The organism is Chryseobacterium camelliae, assembly GCF_002770595.1.
Lineage (GTDB): Bacteria > Bacteroidota > Bacteroidia > Flavobacteriales > Weeksellaceae > Chryseobacterium > Chryseobacterium camelliae.
Genome location: NZ_CP022986.1, coordinates 978,848 through 995,897 on the forward strand (window position 1 = coordinate 978,848; position 17,050 = coordinate 995,897).

Annotated in this window: 21 protein-coding genes; 5 read left to right on the forward strand and 16 right to left on the reverse strand. The window is 43.7% G+C overall.

Going from position 1 to position 17,050, the window contains the following annotated elements; all coding sequences use genetic code 11:
* Positions 1-277: 277 nt before the first annotated feature.
* The 5 genes from CGB83_RS04465 to CGB83_RS04485 form a co-directional block, all read right to left on the reverse strand.
* Positions 278-1,111, reverse strand: a complete 834-nt coding sequence (locus tag CGB83_RS04465) for an ester cyclase (protein WP_100074717.1) — start codon at positions 1,109-1,111, stop codon at positions 278-280.
* 87 nt (positions 1,112-1,198) lie between these two features.
* The gene (locus CGB83_RS04470; protein ID WP_100074718.1) at positions 1,199-1,660 is read right to left on the reverse strand and encodes a helix-turn-helix domain-containing protein; all 462 of its coding nucleotides are present in this window, start codon (positions 1,658-1,660) and stop codon (positions 1,199-1,201) included.
* A gap of 141 nt (positions 1,661-1,801) precedes the next feature.
* On the reverse strand, positions 1,802-2,086 hold the full coding sequence (locus tag CGB83_RS04475; RefSeq protein WP_100074719.1) for a hypothetical protein: 285 nt from the start codon (positions 2,084-2,086) through the stop codon (positions 1,802-1,804).
* Between the two features lie 224 nt (positions 2,087-2,310).
* On the reverse strand, positions 2,311-2,880 hold the full coding sequence (locus CGB83_RS04480) for a hypothetical protein (RefSeq protein WP_100074720.1): 570 nt from the start codon (positions 2,878-2,880) through the stop codon (positions 2,311-2,313).
* Between the two features lie 237 nt (positions 2,881-3,117).
* Complete coding sequence (locus CGB83_RS04485) at positions 3,118-3,483, reverse strand: winged helix-turn-helix transcriptional regulator (RefSeq protein WP_228420097.1); 366 nt, start codon at positions 3,481-3,483, stop codon at positions 3,118-3,120.
* A 144-nt stretch (positions 3,484-3,627) separates the two neighbouring features.
* Here CGB83_RS04485 and CGB83_RS04490 point away from each other — a divergent pair, with 144 nt between their 5' ends.
* Positions 3,628-4,425 carry an SDR family oxidoreductase gene (locus tag CGB83_RS04490; RefSeq protein ID WP_100074722.1) on the forward strand — a complete coding sequence of 266 codons (798 nt, stop codon included), beginning with the start codon at positions 3,628-3,630 and terminating at the stop codon, positions 4,423-4,425.
* A 17-nt stretch (positions 4,426-4,442) separates the two neighbouring features.
* Positions 4,443-4,760: a hypothetical protein gene (locus CGB83_RS04495; protein ID WP_100074723.1), complete on the forward strand. Its 318-nt coding sequence runs from the start codon at positions 4,443-4,445 to the stop codon at positions 4,758-4,760.
* Positions 4,761-4,944: 184 nt separating this feature from the next.
* Here the strand turns inward: CGB83_RS04495 and CGB83_RS04500 are convergent, their stop codons facing one another.
* The 3 genes from CGB83_RS04500 to CGB83_RS04510 form a co-directional block, all read right to left on the reverse strand.
* Positions 4,945-5,586 (reverse strand): alanyl-tRNA editing protein, encoded by a 642-nt coding sequence (locus CGB83_RS04500; RefSeq protein ID WP_100074724.1) that lies wholly within the window; start codon positions 5,584-5,586, stop codon positions 4,945-4,947.
* Between the two features lie 67 nt (positions 5,587-5,653).
* Positions 5,654-6,283: a type B chloramphenicol O-acetyltransferase gene (gene catB, locus CGB83_RS04505; RefSeq protein ID WP_100074725.1), complete on the reverse strand. Its 630-nt coding sequence runs from the start codon at positions 6,281-6,283 to the stop codon at positions 5,654-5,656.
* Between the two features lie 120 nt (positions 6,284-6,403).
* Entirely contained in the window at positions 6,404-6,871 is a 468-nt protein-coding gene (locus CGB83_RS04510; protein ID WP_100074726.1) for a YbaK/EbsC family protein, read from the reverse strand.
* A gap of 437 nt (positions 6,872-7,308) precedes the next feature.
* Here CGB83_RS04510 and CGB83_RS04515 point away from each other — a divergent pair, with 437 nt between their 5' ends.
* The 3 genes from CGB83_RS04515 (at position 7,309) to CGB83_RS04525 (ending at position 9,571) form a co-directional block, all read left to right on the forward strand.
* Positions 7,309-7,878, forward strand: a complete 570-nt coding sequence (locus tag CGB83_RS04515; RefSeq protein WP_100077492.1) for a Crp/Fnr family transcriptional regulator — start codon at positions 7,309-7,311, stop codon at positions 7,876-7,878.
* Between the two features lie 93 nt (positions 7,879-7,971).
* On the forward strand, positions 7,972-8,493 hold the full coding sequence (locus CGB83_RS04520) for a YceI family protein (protein ID WP_100074727.1): 522 nt from the start codon (positions 7,972-7,974) through the stop codon (positions 8,491-8,493).
* Positions 8,494-8,503: 10 nt separating this feature from the next.
* A complete protein-coding gene (locus tag CGB83_RS04525; RefSeq protein WP_100074728.1) occupies positions 8,504-9,571 on the forward strand; it encodes an NAD(P)H-dependent flavin oxidoreductase in 1,068 nt (355 codons plus the stop codon).
* Between the two features lie 104 nt (positions 9,572-9,675).
* On the opposite strand, the gene CGB83_RS04530 is transcribed toward CGB83_RS04525, so the two are convergent.
* The 8 genes from CGB83_RS04530 to CGB83_RS04565 all read right to left on the reverse strand — a co-directional run bounded on the left by CGB83_RS04530 (position 9,676) and on the right by CGB83_RS04565 (position 16,988).
* Entirely contained in the window at positions 9,676-10,131 is a 456-nt protein-coding gene (locus tag CGB83_RS04530; RefSeq protein ID WP_228420099.1) for a DsrE family protein, read from the reverse strand.
* Positions 10,128-10,733, reverse strand: coding sequence for a TlpA family protein disulfide reductase (locus CGB83_RS04535; protein WP_100074729.1), 606 nt, complete (start codon positions 10,731-10,733; stop codon positions 10,128-10,130). The genes CGB83_RS04530 and CGB83_RS04535 overlap by 4 nt, the downstream gene beginning before the upstream one ends.
* Before the next feature lie 99 nt (positions 10,734-10,832).
* A complete protein-coding gene (locus CGB83_RS04540; RefSeq protein ID WP_228420101.1) occupies positions 10,833-11,579 on the reverse strand; it encodes a thioredoxin domain-containing protein in 747 nt (248 codons plus the stop codon).
* 2 nt (positions 11,580-11,581) lie between these two features.
* The gene (locus tag CGB83_RS04545) at positions 11,582-11,869 is read right to left on the reverse strand and encodes a thioredoxin family protein (protein WP_100074731.1); all 288 of its coding nucleotides are present in this window, start codon (positions 11,867-11,869) and stop codon (positions 11,582-11,584) included.
* A gap of 20 nt (positions 11,870-11,889) precedes the next feature.
* On the reverse strand, positions 11,890-12,126 hold the full coding sequence (locus tag CGB83_RS04550) for a hypothetical protein (protein WP_157761317.1): 237 nt from the start codon (positions 12,124-12,126) through the stop codon (positions 11,890-11,892).
* Between the two features lie 150 nt (positions 12,127-12,276).
* Positions 12,277-12,483: a YgaP family membrane protein gene (locus tag CGB83_RS04555; protein WP_100074733.1), complete on the reverse strand. Its 207-nt coding sequence runs from the start codon at positions 12,481-12,483 to the stop codon at positions 12,277-12,279.
* A 98-nt stretch (positions 12,484-12,581) separates the two neighbouring features.
* The gene (locus CGB83_RS04560; RefSeq protein ID WP_100074734.1) at positions 12,582-15,809 is read right to left on the reverse strand and encodes an efflux RND transporter permease subunit; all 3,228 of its coding nucleotides are present in this window, start codon (positions 15,807-15,809) and stop codon (positions 12,582-12,584) included.
* Between the two features lie 93 nt (positions 15,810-15,902).
* Positions 15,903-16,988 (reverse strand): efflux RND transporter periplasmic adaptor subunit, encoded by a 1,086-nt coding sequence (locus CGB83_RS04565; protein ID WP_100074735.1) that lies wholly within the window; start codon positions 16,986-16,988, stop codon positions 15,903-15,905.
* Positions 16,989-17,050 lie beyond the last annotated feature (62 nt).

A 17,050-nucleotide genomic window follows, 5' to 3' on the forward strand; every position in this document is an offset into this window, starting at 1 on the left:
TCATTATAAAAAACATATTTATTTTACGGTTTTCCGTAATTAAATATTAAAACAAATCAGAGTTTGAAATATAAAACTTGGAGGCCGAAAGTGAAATATTCTCATTGCCTATCAATCCGTAAGGTCAACACCAAAATAAACAATAACAAAGCAAAGTCTAACCATTAGCCGGCTTTGTATTTTGCATGAGAAATCCCCTTTAAAATCTTGATAAGTCGCAATATTGTGACATTTTATACTTCATTATGATAATAAATGATTAATTAATTACACCATTCTAATCCATATAAGAAAAGGTATTGCGCTTCATTTTAATGTTGAGTTGTTCATTAAACACTGCTGGATTAAAATGAATGCTTTCGTACTCATGTTGAACGGTTTTTTTAGCTTCTTCCAGGCTTTGCCTGCTTTCCCAAATGGCTATGGTCAGTATGGTGAACCTATCTGATTGGTCAGTATTGATGATCACTTCATCTTTTACAAAACCTTTTAATTTCTGTATCAAATTCCGGTTATCGTCTAATTTGGTTTTAAATTCTTCGTAGGCTTTTGCAGGGACTTCAAATTCATCTACGAAATAAACCCAATCCTTTTTCGCTGCATGTTTAGAGATAAAGTCGGTGGGGATCATGCCTAATTGTGTAAAAAAAGACAGTTTGTCAGGTATGGCTGTACTATTGATGATTTTACCGCTTTTAAATTCATAGATGCTGACTCCCTGTACGGTTATTTTTCTATGGGTAGCCGGTATTTTTTGGTATTCGCCCAGATGGCTTCCTTCCCAATCATATACGGTAACCACCTTATTATCGTCTTCAAAGATTTCTTTGATGGTAAACCGGATGTCCGGAAATGCAGATAATAAGGGTCGGTTTATATTTTTAAAGGTCTCCAGATAGCTGCGATCAATATATTGTTCAAGAGCTCCGGTTTGTTTTTGGTTTAAATAGGCCTGATACATTTTTGTAACGACCTCCTTGTTGGAAATAGTTGCCATAACGTTATAGGTGGGGGTTTTTACCTGGGAATACAGTGTTTTTGCAGGGATGATGCATAACAGGAGGATCAGGAAAGTGATGTGCTTATGTACCATGATGTGCTTTTGTTTCATGCGTCCTTTTTTAAGGGGAGATCAGCGAACCGTGTTTTGGTGCAAATTGAGCATTTCAGATAAAAAAAGTGTGGACGGAACGTTCCATTACCCGGACACATCGTGCATGAGTTTTGAGCGGTATTGCTGGGGAGAAATGCCCATCACTTTTTTAAATAACCTGCCGAAATAAGAAGGATCGTTAAAGTTCAGATGGTAGGCTATATCCGATACAGACAGGGAAACATCCTGCAAATACTTTTGGGATTGGGTAATGATGAACTCCTGCATACACTGCCTGGCAGATTTGTTCCAGACATTCTGAATACAGCGGTTCAGGTAGTTGGGCGAGATATTGAGCAGGCGGGCATAATCGCTGATGCTGTACTGTTCCAGATAGTTCTTATATAACAATTCCCTGAAAGAAATGGCAATATCAAACTGCCTTGATAATCCTTTTTTGGATTCCGAAGATTTAAGCAGCTTTATGAGCAGCGCCTGAAAAAGACAGGTGATAATCTGTTCATCCGGCATCGGTGTTTTCAGTTCCTGAATAAGCAGGTTGCCCATATGTTCAATAAATGTACTGTCATCAGTGCTTAGCCGAATGATGGGCGCTGCGGTAAACAGTTTGATACAATAAGGGTAGTCTTTGGTCTGCTGTACAATTGCATCATCAAATGTGATATAATATCCTTTTACATCGGGAGACTAACGCAATAATGCAGTGACTTCCCCCTGCAGGACCAACAAAGCCTGATGGGCAGATACTTTTTTTATTTCATTTCCCACCTGCTGCTCAAAGTTCCCGTTGGCAGCAAACACAATGAAATTGAAATCGGCCTTCAGCAGCGGTGTGGGCGTAACCAGATTTTTTACCGACAGATCATCCATATCATAGACCTGGACAGGCGTTTGCAGGTACCGGAACTCATCGGGGAAATTCCGGATATAGGTTTTTGTGAATTCTTTAAATGTGATGCCGGTATTTTCCACGTAACTGTTTACCTATAATTAAACCCCGTTTCTTATGAATATCAATACTAAAATTCTGCAATTATATATTGGCTTCCTTCCGGAGGTAACGGGTTGATCGGAATAGGCCTTTTATAGTGACTTACAGGCATTCTGCACAAAGTTCAACAGGGTTCTCCTCTTGAACTTTGCGCAATGCTTACAGAAGCCATTCGGCAAACCTTTGTTGGCCGGTGGTACCTGTTTTAGTAGTCGTAATAGGTTTTTAACCAGTTCCGGAATTCTTCATCATAGGTTTCCTGAGCGTTTTTGACAATCTCATCCGGATTTTCTGTGGTTTCGATACCGTATTTTTCCAACACCCATTTTTTGTATTCCTCCGTTTTCTCGGTGGGCTCATACTCATCTTCATCCTTATAATAATAGATGTCGTCCCAGCCGATAGCGGGTTCCACATCAAAGGTTAAGATCTGCAACAGTTCCCGGATGTTTTTGGCAACAATATGGATCCCTCCTTCGCTTCCAAAGGCCAGAACCGGAGCTTCGCTTAAATTTTTATGGTTGTTCCGTACCCAGAACGCATACGTTGAGCCACTGCCGTCTGCCATGGCAAATTCTATGATGGAACCTGTAAATCCTTCATCGTCCGAGTACCCACTGATCCCGCTTTTATCCGAATAATCCCGGCCGATATAAAACTGGTCTGCAAAATTTTCATCATCGGCAATGGAGTCCTGGAACTTCACCAGCTCCGTTAATTCTTCCGGGATCTCAAAATTTTTGAAGTTCGCTTCAAATGCACTTAAATTAACCATGCTGACTGATTTTAATAGATATGATTTATATTATTCCGGCATTCCTGCCCGCTTTACATGTGGCATCAGCTCCGACCTGAATTCCTTTTCTCCCGAAAATAAATGAATAACCATTCCCAAACCGTATTCTTGGCCAATGGTCTGATCGGGATGGATTTAGGTTCAGGCATCAGTGATGCTTCGGTTCAAATACCTGGTCTAAAATAAGAAAAAAATGTACAGGTTCAGCCTCAGATATTACGAATTAAATTCTTCCTCTGAGACATGCTCCTCCATTCTTTTCAAAATCACTTTCCTGAGCCTGTCTTCATTCTGATCGCCCCAATTTCCCAATGCAGCAATGACGGGAATTACGGTTTTGCCGAAATCGGTCAGGAAATATTCCACTTTCGGCGGAACCTGGGCATAGATGGTCTTGGTAACAAGTTCGTGCTCTTCAAGTTCTTTCAGCTGGATGTTTAGGACACGCCTGGAGGCATCCGGGATTTTCCGCTGCAATTCACTTGGACGCAGGTGGCCCTGATGGATAAACCATAACAGGCGGATTTTCCATTTGCCGTACAGGACCTCGCCGATCAGGTCGAGGCCGCAGTTTAAATTCAAAGGTATTTTTCTTTCGTGCATATACAAATGTAACCCAATGGACCAATTTGGACAATAGGGGAAAAAATTGTCCCTATGCGATTCGGTTTTCCGTTATTGCCCGCAACAGGGATACTTCGGAAATTTGTATCAAAGAATTCAACAATGGAAAATCAATTCAATTACAACAACGAACTGCAGGGTGCAATTGCCCTGGTTACCGGAGGAACCAAAGGAGCCGGAAAAGCCATTGCAGAAAGGCTTCTGCAGGCCGGAGCAACGGTGATCATCAGCGCAAGGAATGCCCCCGAAAAAGAAAACAGCAGCCTGCATTATATTCCGGCTGACCTAAGCCATGCCGCAGGAACACAAAAACTGATTGACGAAGTGCTGTCAACCTACGGCAGGCTGGATATCCTTGTGAACAACCTCGGTTCTTCATCCACACCGGCCGGCGGTTTTACCGTATTGACGGATGAAGACTGGGAATCTACCCTACAGGCCAATTTGCTTGCGCCGGTCCGGCTGGACAGGGGATTTTTGCCGCAAATGATCACGCGAAAAAGCGGGGTCATCATCCACATCGCATCCATCCAGGGCAAACTGCCGCTGTACGATTCCACTTTGCCGTATGCCGCTGCAAAAGCAGCATTAAGAAACTACAGTAAAAGCTTATCCAACGAAGTCACGCCTAAAGGCGTCCGCGTACTGACGGTTTCCCCGGGATGGATCAATACGACCGCATCGGAAGCCTGGCTGGGCGAAATAGCAAGAAAGGCAAACAGCACCGTAGAAGAAGCGCAGCAAGGGGTCATGGATGCATTGGGCGGAATCCCTTTCGGAAGGCCTGCCGAACCGGAGGAAGTGGCCGAACTGGTCGGGTTTCTGGTTTCCCCGAGAGCCCGTTATTTAACAGGAACCGAATTTATTATCGACGGCGGTACAATACCCACCGTTTCATAACCCTACAATACAATATTATGAATTTACCCCACGCAATCTCAGAATTAGTACAAGCCCAAAACGAATTTGACAGTACAGCGTATGCCAACTGTTTTGCTGACCATGCAGAAGTATTCGATGAAGGCAGGACCCATCACGGAAAAGCAGAAATTGAACGCTGGATTGACAAAGCCAACCAGGAATATCAGGCCACTATGGAACCCATAGATTATGATGAAAAGGAACAGATCCTGTCGGTGAAAACATCAGGGAATTTTCCGGGGAGCCCGATTGTCCTGAAATATCATTTCCAACTGTCTGACGGGTACATTCAGTCCCTGAAAATAAGCGGTTGATATCCAGGTAATAAAAATCAATAAAAGCTGAGGTGCAGACTTCAGCTTTTCCGGCCTGGGAAATACCTCAGCAAGATGACGGTTGAAGACAAAATAATATTCTTATTTTTTTTCTGATATAAATAGCGGACTGAACCCATTGCCCGCTATTCTTTGAGCAGGAAAATACTACAGGCAGGATTCTTCAGGCGAGATAAATCTCTATTCTTTCTTTATCTTTTCCCTGCCTGTTCCTTTTTAACTGTAAAGCACCAAGTTCACCTGTCTTCCTGATATGCGTCCCGCCACAGGGAACCTGGCCGAAACCGTCAATCCTCCAATACCGCCTCTCCTCCTCTTCGTCACTGAACGCGCTGATAATGTCCTTATCTGCCTGGATGATTTCCCTGATCTTTTCGTCCAGTACAGGAAACATCTCGGAAATATTATTGGGCCATATAAAGTCGATCCTTGATTTTTCTGAGGTTATGTTTGCACCGATCTTCTGAGGCCTGCCGAAGTGCTGATTGACGAGTTCCAAGACTATTTCCGCCGCAAAGTGAAGCTTCATAATTTTATACCGCTTCTCCCAGTCGATCTTTAAAAGTACCGTATCACCCGGTTTCAGGTGATGCCCTTCCTCAAGCGTGTAGAAGATTTCTTTGCCCGATTTCTGGGCTTTGACGATTTTAAAACCATTGATCGTGCCGTCGTCTGACTGCTGGCCACCGGAAAATGCATAAGCAATGGTCTCCTGTAAGGTGACTACAGTATCAGATACACCGGTAATTCGTGTTGTCAGTTCAGTCTGATAAGGATCCTCCCAAAAAATTTTTCTTACTGGCATTGTGAGATTGTTTATTAAAATTGATCGGATATACTCTGTTTCTGAGGATTAAAAAGCTCCCCAGGCGTTATCCTATGTTTTTGTAAAGATCATACAGGGCGTCGATATTCCTGTCGCACAGCAATGGTATCGCTTTCTTCAGGAGCTCTTCATCCCAGTGCCACCACTGCATCTCCAGGAGCTTCTCAATATGTTCTTCTGAAAATCTTTTTTTGATTGTTTTTGCAGGATTGCCGCCAATAACCGCATAAGGTTCAACATCTTTAGTTACCAAAGCCCTGCTTCCGATGACAGCTCCATCCCCAACGGTAATACCGGACATAATCATGGCCTCACTGCCAATCCACACATCATTTCCGATGACGGTATCTCCCGATCTTTGAAATCCGTCAGCTGCATTTCTAAAATTGTCTTCTTCTGACATATAAAAAAACGGGAACGTTGAGATCCAATCGTGCCGGTGACCCTGGTTTCCAGCCATGATAAAACTTGCACCGCTGCCTATTGAACAGAAGGAACCTATAATGAGCTTATCCACATCATCCCGATCCGGCATCAGGTACCTTGCGCACTCATCGAAAGAATGGCCGTGGTAGTATCCCGAATAGTAGGAATATTTACCAGCAATTATATTCGGGTTTTTAACATGCTCTGCAATTATTTTTCCCTTAAAAGGGCTTTCGAAGAAATTTTCCATGATCAGATAGCTGTACTGTTATTGCGCAAATTTATAAAACAAAAATCCATCCTGCCCGAATTGACTGTTCCATAAGCCCATGCTGCATGTAATCTCCAATGGTCCGCCAAAATAGATGTGTTATTCTTTGGAAATATTTACCCATCTTATGCATTCTGAAATCTGTTCCAGTTCCTCAGGAGATAACTTTATAGCAGAATTGCCACTGCCGCAGGCCGGATATACCCACTTAAAACGCCTGAGTGAATCGTCCAGGTAAACTTTAACTTCCGGCTTGACTCCAAAAGGACAGACCCCGCCTACCGGATGCCCGACCAATGGCTCCACGTCTTCAGAGGAAATCATTTTTGCTTTCAGGCCAAACTCGTCCTTAAATTTCCTGCCGTCTATTCTGGCTGTACCGGAAGTAACGATCAGGATGGCTCCCCCGTTTTTATCGTAAAAACTAACCGACTTTGCAATTTCACCGCCCGTTACCCCCAATGCCTCAGCAGCGAGGTCAACGGTTGCACTTGACTGGTCAAGGATCATCATGTCATTGTCCTTGTTCCACCTGCTTAAATGTTGTTTTGCTGTTTCTATGCTCATTGCCCAGATAGATTTTAATTTTTCACCTGATGTTCAGTACGGCAGCCCCTGATCATTCATATTCCCTTCCCGGCAACAGCCAATGCGGTTCTGCACATGCTTGGAATACCTGTACACCTGAGTCGGTTTTCTTTAATTCCGCCCAGTAAATAACACATACATGATGCATTATACTGAACGAAAGCCCTTACCAGGAACCCGGTGACTGAACAAAAATACAAAAAATGAAATCATGAGGTTAGTTCCTGCCGTCAAAATTAGTCCTCTTGCTTATGGTCCCCGTCAGTAACGAATATTTAACAGTATGGGATTGATCCGGACCTCAGTATCTGCCGTGGATCCACCGGCCACCATCTTTATTTTGTAAATTTGCGGAACCCAAGCCTGATAGGCTTGTGGTATGGATGAGATTTGAGCATATTAAATTGAGTACAGGAATGAGTGCAATTCTGAGAGAACAGTTTTCAAAATATACCGACCTTACCGATGGTGAGTTTGAGTATGTCCTGAGCCATTTCACTTACAGAAAACTCAAAAAGCACCAGTTCCTTTTGCAGGAAGATGAATGGGCCCTCAATGACTACTTCCTGCTTTCCGGCTGTGTAAAGTCTTATTATACCGATGTATCCGGAAAAATGCACATTCTTCTCTTTGCCGTTCAGGACTGGTGGATCACGGATTATGAAGCCTATTACGATCAAAAAAAGGCAAAAGTGAATATCGATTGCGTGGAAGACACCGAAGTGTTATGCCTTACCGCTGAAAACAGGGAAAAGCTTTGCCAGGAGCTGCATCAGGTGGAGCATTTTTTCCGGAAGAAAACCAACCGCCGGAATGTTGCCCTGCAGAACAGGATCCTGTCTTTGCTAAGCAGTACAGCGAAGGAACGGTATGAAGCATTCGTCCGGGAATATCCTTCATTGGTACAAAGGTTACCTAAACATATACTGGCAGCTTATCTCGGCGTGACCAGGGAAACCCTGAGCCGGTTGTATTCGTCAAAATAATTGACCTGCCTCACTTTTTTTATGTGAGGTACATCCTTCTTATCCTTCCTTATTACCCTGAATTTTGTCTTGTCAAATTAAAAATCAAGAACAATGACAAGATTTAACATTCAGACAGAAAGCAGCACGGTTAACTGGACAGGAAAAAAGGTCCTGGGCCTGCATACCGGAACCATCCAAATCAAAGAAGGTTTTTTAAGCTTTGAAAACGACCGGATTACCGATGGAAAGATCGACATCGACATGACCTCCATCGTCATTACGGATATTGCCAATAAAGCAGTCTGCAAAGAATTTTTTGATCACCTGAACCATGATGATTTTTTCGCGGTCAACCGATTTAAAACGGCTTCTCTGACAATCAGGAACGGCATAAGGAGCGATACCCATTATACCATTAGTGGCGACCTGACCATCAAGGATATCACCCACCCTGTTGAGTTTACGGCAACGGCAGAAATATTCACCGATTTCCTGCACATGTTGGGCGAAATGAACATTGACAGGACCCTGTACAACATACGGTATGGTTCCGGTAAATTTATTCCGAACCTCGGTGACAAACTGATTTATGATGAATTTGTACTGCAATTCAAACTGATCGGGCAACGGTAAATGCATGCGTATGTGGACAAAAACAAAATTTACCCGGCTTACGGGAACTGACTTCCCCATTATTCAGGGCCCTTTCGGCGGAAAGCTATCGTCTGCTGAGCTTACTGCTGTGGTCTCAAATGCCGGCGGGTTAGGTTCCTATGGTTGTCAGCCCTACAGTGCTTCGGAAATGGTCACGATTGCCGGAAACATCCGGGAAAAGACCTCAAAACCGTTTAATCTTAACCTTTGGGTGAATGATCAGGACGATGCGGTGAAGGAATTTGACAAAGACCGGTTCCGGAAAGTCATCGGGATTTTCCAGCCTTATTTTGAAGCGTTGGGAATAGATCCTCCTGCATTTCCATTACCGCAAAGCCCTGCATTTGAGGACCAGGTGGAAGCGGTCTTTGAAATAAAGCCGGCCGTTTTCAGTTTTGTATACGGTATTCCGTCTGGTGAGATTCTGGAGAGGTGCCGTCAGCTGGGCATCATCACCATAGGAACGGCAACGACCTTAGACGAAGCTATGGCCATTGAAAATGCCGGAGTGGATGCTGTGGTAGCTACAGGATCTGATGCAGGCGGTCACCGGGTCTCTTTTCTGGAGCAGCCTGAAGATAGCCTGGTAGGAACATTTTCCTTAATTCCACAGGTGGCGGATGCCGTAAAAATCCCGTTGATTGCTGCGGGAGGGATTGCCGATGCCCGTGGCATAAAGGCCGCAATGGCATTAGGGGCAGATGCCGTACAGATAGGCACTGCTTTTCTGGCTACCCGCCAGTCCGGGACCAGTACCATCCACCGTGAAAAGCTGTTCTCAAAAGAAGCCCGCTACACCACCTTGACGAAAGTGTATACCGGAAGGTTGTCACGGGGCATAAAAAACCGCCTGACAGAGGAATTAAAAGATTTCCAAAGCAGTTTTGCCCCTTATCCCCTCCAGGGAAAAATTGTCGGCAAGCTGGGTGCTTACCCTGCCAATTCTGAGTCAAATCCGGAACTTAAAGCATTTTGGGCAGGCCAGGCAGCACCCGTACTTCAGTACCATGATGCCGAACACTTCATTGCAGCCATTATCTCTGAAATGGAAAGCTGAACTGCGGTGATTTTGCTGACCAGAGGAACTGTATAAGGCTTGTGATTTTGATCATGGGCCTTTTTTGCAGGTCAATCCTATTGATCACTTCATCAGTTGAAATTCTATGGTTTTACGATTGCCCAGCCTTCATACTGTCTCAGAATTATTTCCCCGTTTCCGCTTGGCGTGTAATTGATAAAGTCGTATAATTCGGACTTGTCGATCTTTTTCTCGCGAAGGGTATTTTCGCATTGCACCATCACCACCCCTTTATCTCTCAAAGCAATAAGAAGTTCCAGATATGGGTTTTTCTTCCGGAACATTTCCACGCCGCCTCCGAACGCCAGTAATTCAACATTCAGCTTACCCCTGAGTCTCGGATCTTCAAGGGCGTTGTTGATATTTCTGATGACGGCCCTGATTTTCAGGTCATCCGCTTCATTAATAACATACAATACCTTATATTCTCCAGCAACGGCTTTTGCAGGACTATAGCCTGCTGGCTTTTTCTGGCCATCAATTAAAATGGCACCCAGGAAAAAGGTTAAGCCCAATAATTTCATTGCATTTTTCATCATTGTTCATGTAAAAGCTCATTGATTTCTTCGTAGAAAGAATCTTTACTGTAATCTGCCATTCCCGTGTGATGCATCCTGATTTTCCCCGATTTATCCAAAATGACAGTCGTGGGAAGCGAACCGTTAAAAAATAGCTCCGGGACAGAAGCTTCCGGAACTAAAAACGGTACGCTATACTGTTCTTTTTTGAGGTATATTTTTCCGTTTACCGTTACATCATCCATATTCACCGTGAGGAAAACCAAATCTTTATTTGTTTTATAATGATCATAAAAATTCTGAATCGAAGGAAACTCTGCACGGCAGGGCGGACACCACGATGCCCAGAAATTGATAAACACAACTTTTCCCTTAAGTCCGGAAGTATTGATCACCTCCCCCTTCTGATTCCTGACACTTAAATTTTCAGTGATTGCCACAGGATTTGATTCACTGGCAGATTCCGCTTTTTTCTCTTCTATCTTTGAGTTCAGAAGACCGGTTGAAATGATCTGTCTCATCAGCCACGCCTTTGCATCAGGGCTCACCATCAACACGATGAATATTGAAACCAGAATTGCAGTACTCCAGTTTTTCCGAAGCCATATTTTAAATTTTTCCATGATTTTATTATTTCCTTTGAATGTATTTTCAGTTAGTTGGGTGTAGGTATTTCTTCCACGCAGGCCTGCACCAGGTTACCCGGAAATTGATGAAGACTCCTATTTCCCTGTCAATATATCAGGAGATTTTATAATGGAATAGTATTGAATAATCCTGCTCTTCACCTGCTCTTCGGGCACAAAACCCAGGTTTTCCCAAACCACTTTGCCATTTTTGTAGAGTTTCAAAACCGGAAGGGCGGAAACATTCAATGCTTTGCAAAGTTCTGTGTTTTCATCAGCATTGATTCTCACAATTTTCACTTTATCGGGCATTTCGGTGGCCATTTTTTTAAGGTACAGCTCCATTTTTTTGCATGGTGCACACCATTCTGCATAGAAATCCACCAAAACAGGAATATCGCTTTTAAGCATTTCGTTGTAAGTATCAAGGCTCATTCCGGCATAGGAAGGTACTTTGATTTCCGGAAGATTGGCATTCTTCCATTTCATCATTCCTCCCTGCATCTCACAGACATGTCTGAAGCCCATTTCCTGAAGTTTTACCGCCGCCGCCGTGCTTCTCGGTCCGCTCATGCAATATACAAAAACAGGCCTGTCTTTGTCCAGCGCTTTTGCCTTTTCAGAAAAATCGCCTGCATTCCAGTCGATATTCATGGCGTTTTTAAGATGTCCGTTCCGGAATTCTCCCGGTGTCCTCACATCCACCAGCTGCGCGTCTCTGGCCTGGTCCAGTTTTTTGGAAAATTCTACGGCAGAAAGATGGCTTCCGCTCTTATGACTCTGGGCCTTTCCGCATCCCGTCAATACCATGAAAAAAAATATGACCATTAGGTTTTTATACATTTTCAGCTGTTTTGAATGATTAACCGCTCCAGCTCATCCGCCTGAAAAATGCCGGATTGCTTCCATTTAACTTCACCGTTCCTGAAAATCAGCAGCGTCGGCACGCTCCTGATGACGAACTGCTCAGCAACAGCCTGATTTTTATCGATATCAATTTTAATGACACCAGCCATCTCACCGATCTTTTTCTTCAACTCCTGAAGAATGGCAGCCTGCATTTTGCACGGACTGCACCATTCTGTAAAAAAAGCCACCAGAACAGGTTTATCCTGACTGATAATTCCTGAAATTTATTCATGTTATTCTATTTTTATTTAATTTCCTCGTACGGCACATCATCATGCCTGCTTTTGGAACGGCGGGCAGGAACGGAACAACTTCCGGCTGTACAGCAGCCGATATTCAAGACCGGCATTGCTGTAAAAACGGCTCCTACAGCCACCAAAACCCACATTTCCGATCTCACGGCTTCCACAACAAGGACAATTCCCATTGCCAAACGAAGCAAACGCACAACGTTCCAGTTTTTAAATATATTCTGTATCATTTTTTTTATTTAATAATGTCATAACAGGAACGGTAAGAATAGATCCCGCCAACATTTGAGTATATTTATTAAAATTATAATCTGCTACCATCAGTGAATTACTATGATGCGCAGAAATATTTAGCATCAAAATGACCATTTTGAAACTATCTATCCGGAACATTTTGCTCCGTATTTTTTCACGCCCAGCTTATTGAGAACCACATACATCAAACACCAATCGGTTAAAGCATGAATCCACATATTGACTCCCACAAATCCTGTCAGCCAGAACCAGTTCTGATTGACATAGATTCCTACTAATAAACTTACTACAATGAAAGTTCCTGCGATAGCATGTACTATTCTTGTCTGCATAATATTCTGTTGTTTTTAATCAATGCTTTTGATCTTTTCCAAAAGCGGATATAAGAAGGTAAACCCCATGAATTTAAAACCTATGAGGTTCATTGTTCTTATGCTTCAAAAAATTTGTCGTCTGATCCGGATTTTTTCTCCCATTTTTTCTTTTCTGTAGCATAGTAGACCAGTGGCACGACAACCAATGTAAGCAAGGTAGAAACAATTGCTCCGAATACTAAAGAGATTGCCAATCCCTGGAAAATAGGATCGAAAAGAATAATGACCGCACCAATTACAACGGCTCCCGTTGTGAGTAAAATCGGGGTTGTCCTCACCGCTCCCGCTTCGATGATGGCCTGCTTCATGGGAATACCTTCTTTGAGGCGGATTTCGATAAAGTCGATCAGGAGAACGGAATTCCTTACCATCACACCTGCCAGGGCGATCATCCCGATAAATGAAGTTGCGGTGAAGAATGCGCCTAAAAGCCAGTGTCCTAAAACGATTCCAATGAGTGAAAGCGGAATGGCAACCATCATGACCACCGGGGTCTTGAAATTCTGGAACCAACCGACAATCAGCATATAAATAATGATAATCACCACCGCAAAAGCAGTTCCCAAGTCACGGAAAACTTCTAAGGTGATCTGCCACTCTCCATCCCATTTTACCGTGTAATTGCTTTCATCTTCAGGCTGGTTCATGTACAATTCATTCATTGAATACCCATCCGGCAGCCGGATTTTTTTAAGTTTTTCATCCATTCCGAGAATAGCATAGGCCGGACTTTCCAGCTTCCCTGCCATATCCGCAAGGACGTACACTACCCTTTTCTGATCTTTTCTGTAAATGGTTTTATCCAGTTCTTTTTCTTCCACTTTGACCAGGTCACTTGCCGGAACCATTCCCATCTGTCCTTTGATTTTCAGACTTGTGATATCCTGAATGGTCGATTTATCGGCATCGTTCAGCTTGATAACAATATCCACGGGGTCATTGGATTTTTCATCATACAGGTTTCCGATCGGATGTTCTCCTATCAGATAGGTCATATTCCCGACAATCTGCTGGGGAGCGATGCCGTTCAGCATTGCTTTTTCCTTATCCGGAACAAGCTTGAATTCTTTCTGGGGCGCTTCCACCATCCAGTCAATATCAACCACATCATCGGTTTTCTTCAGAATATCCTCTACCTGCCTGGCTACTTTTACCTGCCCTTCGTAATCAGGTCCGTAGATTTCCGCGACAATGGTTGAAAGAACCGGCGGGCCGGGCGGAACTTCCACTACTTTTACATTAGCTCCGTATCTGGCAGCGATTTTCCGGATCTCAGGACGCATTCTCTTAGCAATATCGTGGCTTTGTGCATCGCGGTCTTCTTTGTGCAGGAGATTCACCTGAATGTCTGCCGTATTGCTGTTTCCGCGCATATCATAATGACGGACGAGGCCGTTGAACGTAATCGGGGCAGAAGAACCTACATAATTCTGATAGTTCACCACTTCCGGAACAGTTTTCAGGTATTGTGCAATGTCCTGCGCAACCGCTGAAGTTCTTTCCAGCGTTGTCCCCTCCGGCATATCAATGACGACCTGAATTTCATTTTTATTGTCAAACGGGAGCATTTTTACGGCCACCCATTTGGTGAAAAATGCTGCAACAGAAATCAGTAATAAAACCAAAGTCACCGCCATCATTGTCCATCTTTTTGATTTTGAATCCAAAAGGGGCTGTTCGATCTTTTTATAAATTCTGTAAATCCTTCCTGTCTCAATGCCCTGCTCTTCTTTGTGGTGCTGCTCGTCTTTTACCTTCAGCAAATGATACCCGAGATACGGCGTAACCGTTAAAGCAACAAAAAGCGAAAGCAACATGGCTATAGAAGCCCCGATGGGCATTGGTGACATATAAGGCCCCATCATTCCGCTTACAAAAGCCATTGGCAGGATTGCAGCGATCACGGTAAATGTTGCTAAAATGGTAGGGTTTCCCACCTCATTGATGGCGTAAATGGCGGCCTGCTTAAACGGCAGCTTCTTCATGTGGAAATGCCGGTGCATATTTTCAGCAATGATGATGCTGTCATCCACCACAATCCCCACCACGAAAACCAAAGCAAATAATGTTATCCTATTGAGCGTATATCCTAAAATATAATAGCTGAACAACGTTAAAGCAAACGTCAGCGGAACGGAAAAGAAGACCACCAGGCCGCCTCTCCAGCCCATTGCCAGCATGACCAGAACCGTTACCGCCAGTATCGCCACGCCAAGGTGCATCAATAATTCGGAAACTTTATGGGATGCGGTTTCACCGTAATTTCTGGTAACTTCCACGTGCACATCATCCGGAATGAGATTTTTCTTTAATTCATCCACTTTGGTAAGAATATGCTCAGAAATTTTCATGGCATCCGCACCTTTTACTTTGGAAACCGAAACGGTAACGGCCGGATATTCCGACTTAAATTTTTTACCGTTCTCCACTGCATTTCCATATCCGAAACTTACATAATTGGAGGGATCGGAAGCACCATCTCTGATCGCAGCCACCTGTTTCAGGTACACCGGCATATTCTGTGAGGTCCCAATCACGAGGTTTTCCACATCTTCAGCAGAGTTCAGGAATTGCCCTGTTGTTAAAAGATATTCCGAATCCCCTGAATCAAATTTCCCGGATTGGGAACTTCCATTGTTGGCCTGGATCATCTGCATCACAGAAAGTGCGTCAACATTCAGTTCTGCCATTTTATCCTTATCCAGGATCACCTGTAGCTGGCGGTTTCTGCCCCCGATGGTTCTGGTAAGAGAAACGTCTTTTATTTTTTTTATTTCAGAAGACAATTCTTCTCCGATCTGGCGAAGCTGAAAATCATTGTAATGGGAATTATCACTCCATAAGGTCAGTCCGAGCATCGGAACATCGTCAATAGAACGTGTTTTTACCATTGGTTCCATCACCCCTTCCGGAAAGATGTTTTTGTTCTTCATCAGCTCATCATAAAGCTTTACGTAGGAACGTTCCGTATCTTCTCCCACATAAAACTGAACAATGATCATCGCCTGCCCGTTCATGGCCATCGAATGGATATGTTCTACCCCTTTGATATTGGAAATGATTTTTTCCAAAGGCTTTACTACGCGGCTTTCAACCTCTTTCGGGCTGGCTCCGGGGTAACCGACCATGACATCCGCCATCGGGATGATGATCTGTGGTTCTTCTTCTCTTGGTATTAATGTCGAACTGTATACCCCGATAATCATCAAAGCTATCATTAACAAAATGGTTAATTTTGAATTGATGAAAAATTCGGCGATACGTCCTGCGAATCCTTTTTCCATAATTTTTTTTTAATGCAGCAATGAATCAACCGAGCAGTGTAATAATGGTTTCATTGGTAAATTGGTAAATTGCTACATTGATATATTGTTACACTATTTTACCTGCACTTTTGCGCCGTTATACAATTTTCCTGTGGAAGACACGATGTATGATTCTTCAGGACTTAAACCTGACAACACCTCAACCTGCTCCCCGATTGTTTTACCTGTCTTGAGCCACCTCAGAACTGCCGTGTTTTGTGAGCTGACCACATAAACGCCTGTAAGCTGACCGTTTTTGACCAACGCAGCTCTTGGAATCATCATACTTTCCTCAAAACTGTGACTGATCTTTCCTGATGTTTTAACCGGAAACTGCACATTCACAAACATTCCCGGAAGCAGGCCGGAAGCATTGTGAATAGTAATTTTCACCCGATATTGCCCGCCTGTACCGGCCGCTGATTTACTGATTTCCGATACTGATCCTGAAACAGTCCTGTTCATTGATTTTAAAGTAACGTCTACAGGCATTCCGTTGGAAATCGTGGTGATATCCTGCTCGGAAACCAGAACCTGCGCCTGCAACAATGATGGTGATTCTATGGTCAGCAGGGGCATCCCCGGGCTGGCCATATCGCCCTGCTCTGCGAATTTTGCCGTAATGGTTCCGGAAATAGGTGCCGTAATGTTGGCATAACGGTATTGCGCACTGACCTCATTTTTCATCTGTTGTGCCGCCTGCAATCCAGCCTGTGCCATTTCATAACGGGCTCTCATATCATCCAGTTCTTTCTGGGAAGCACTTTGGGATCTGTACAGATTCTGGAATCGTTCGTAATCTTTCCTGGCAATATTGTAGCTGGCCTGAGCCTGGGAAATCTGTGCACCGGCCTGTCCGCCTTTCGCCTGGATATCCGTTGCATTGATGCTTACCAGAAGCTGCCCGGCTGTAACGTTCTGTCCGACTTCGGCTTTCATGGAAGTAATGTAGCCCATCATCCGGGTGGAAACATTGACGGAATTTTTAGCTACCAGTTTTCCGCTTGCAGTGAATGATGAGCCTTCGCCACCCATACTTGTCCGGCTTACCGTAACCGAAACGGGCGCATCATTATTGTGTGCAGATTTTTTCTCTTTTGAACAGCTTCCCAACAGGAGCGCACTGAGAATAAAGGTTGAATAAAGGTATGTTTTCATTATTAAATTTTTATTTACTGATATCCACAGGTTCACCTGAGTTTATTGTTGTTAAATCTTTT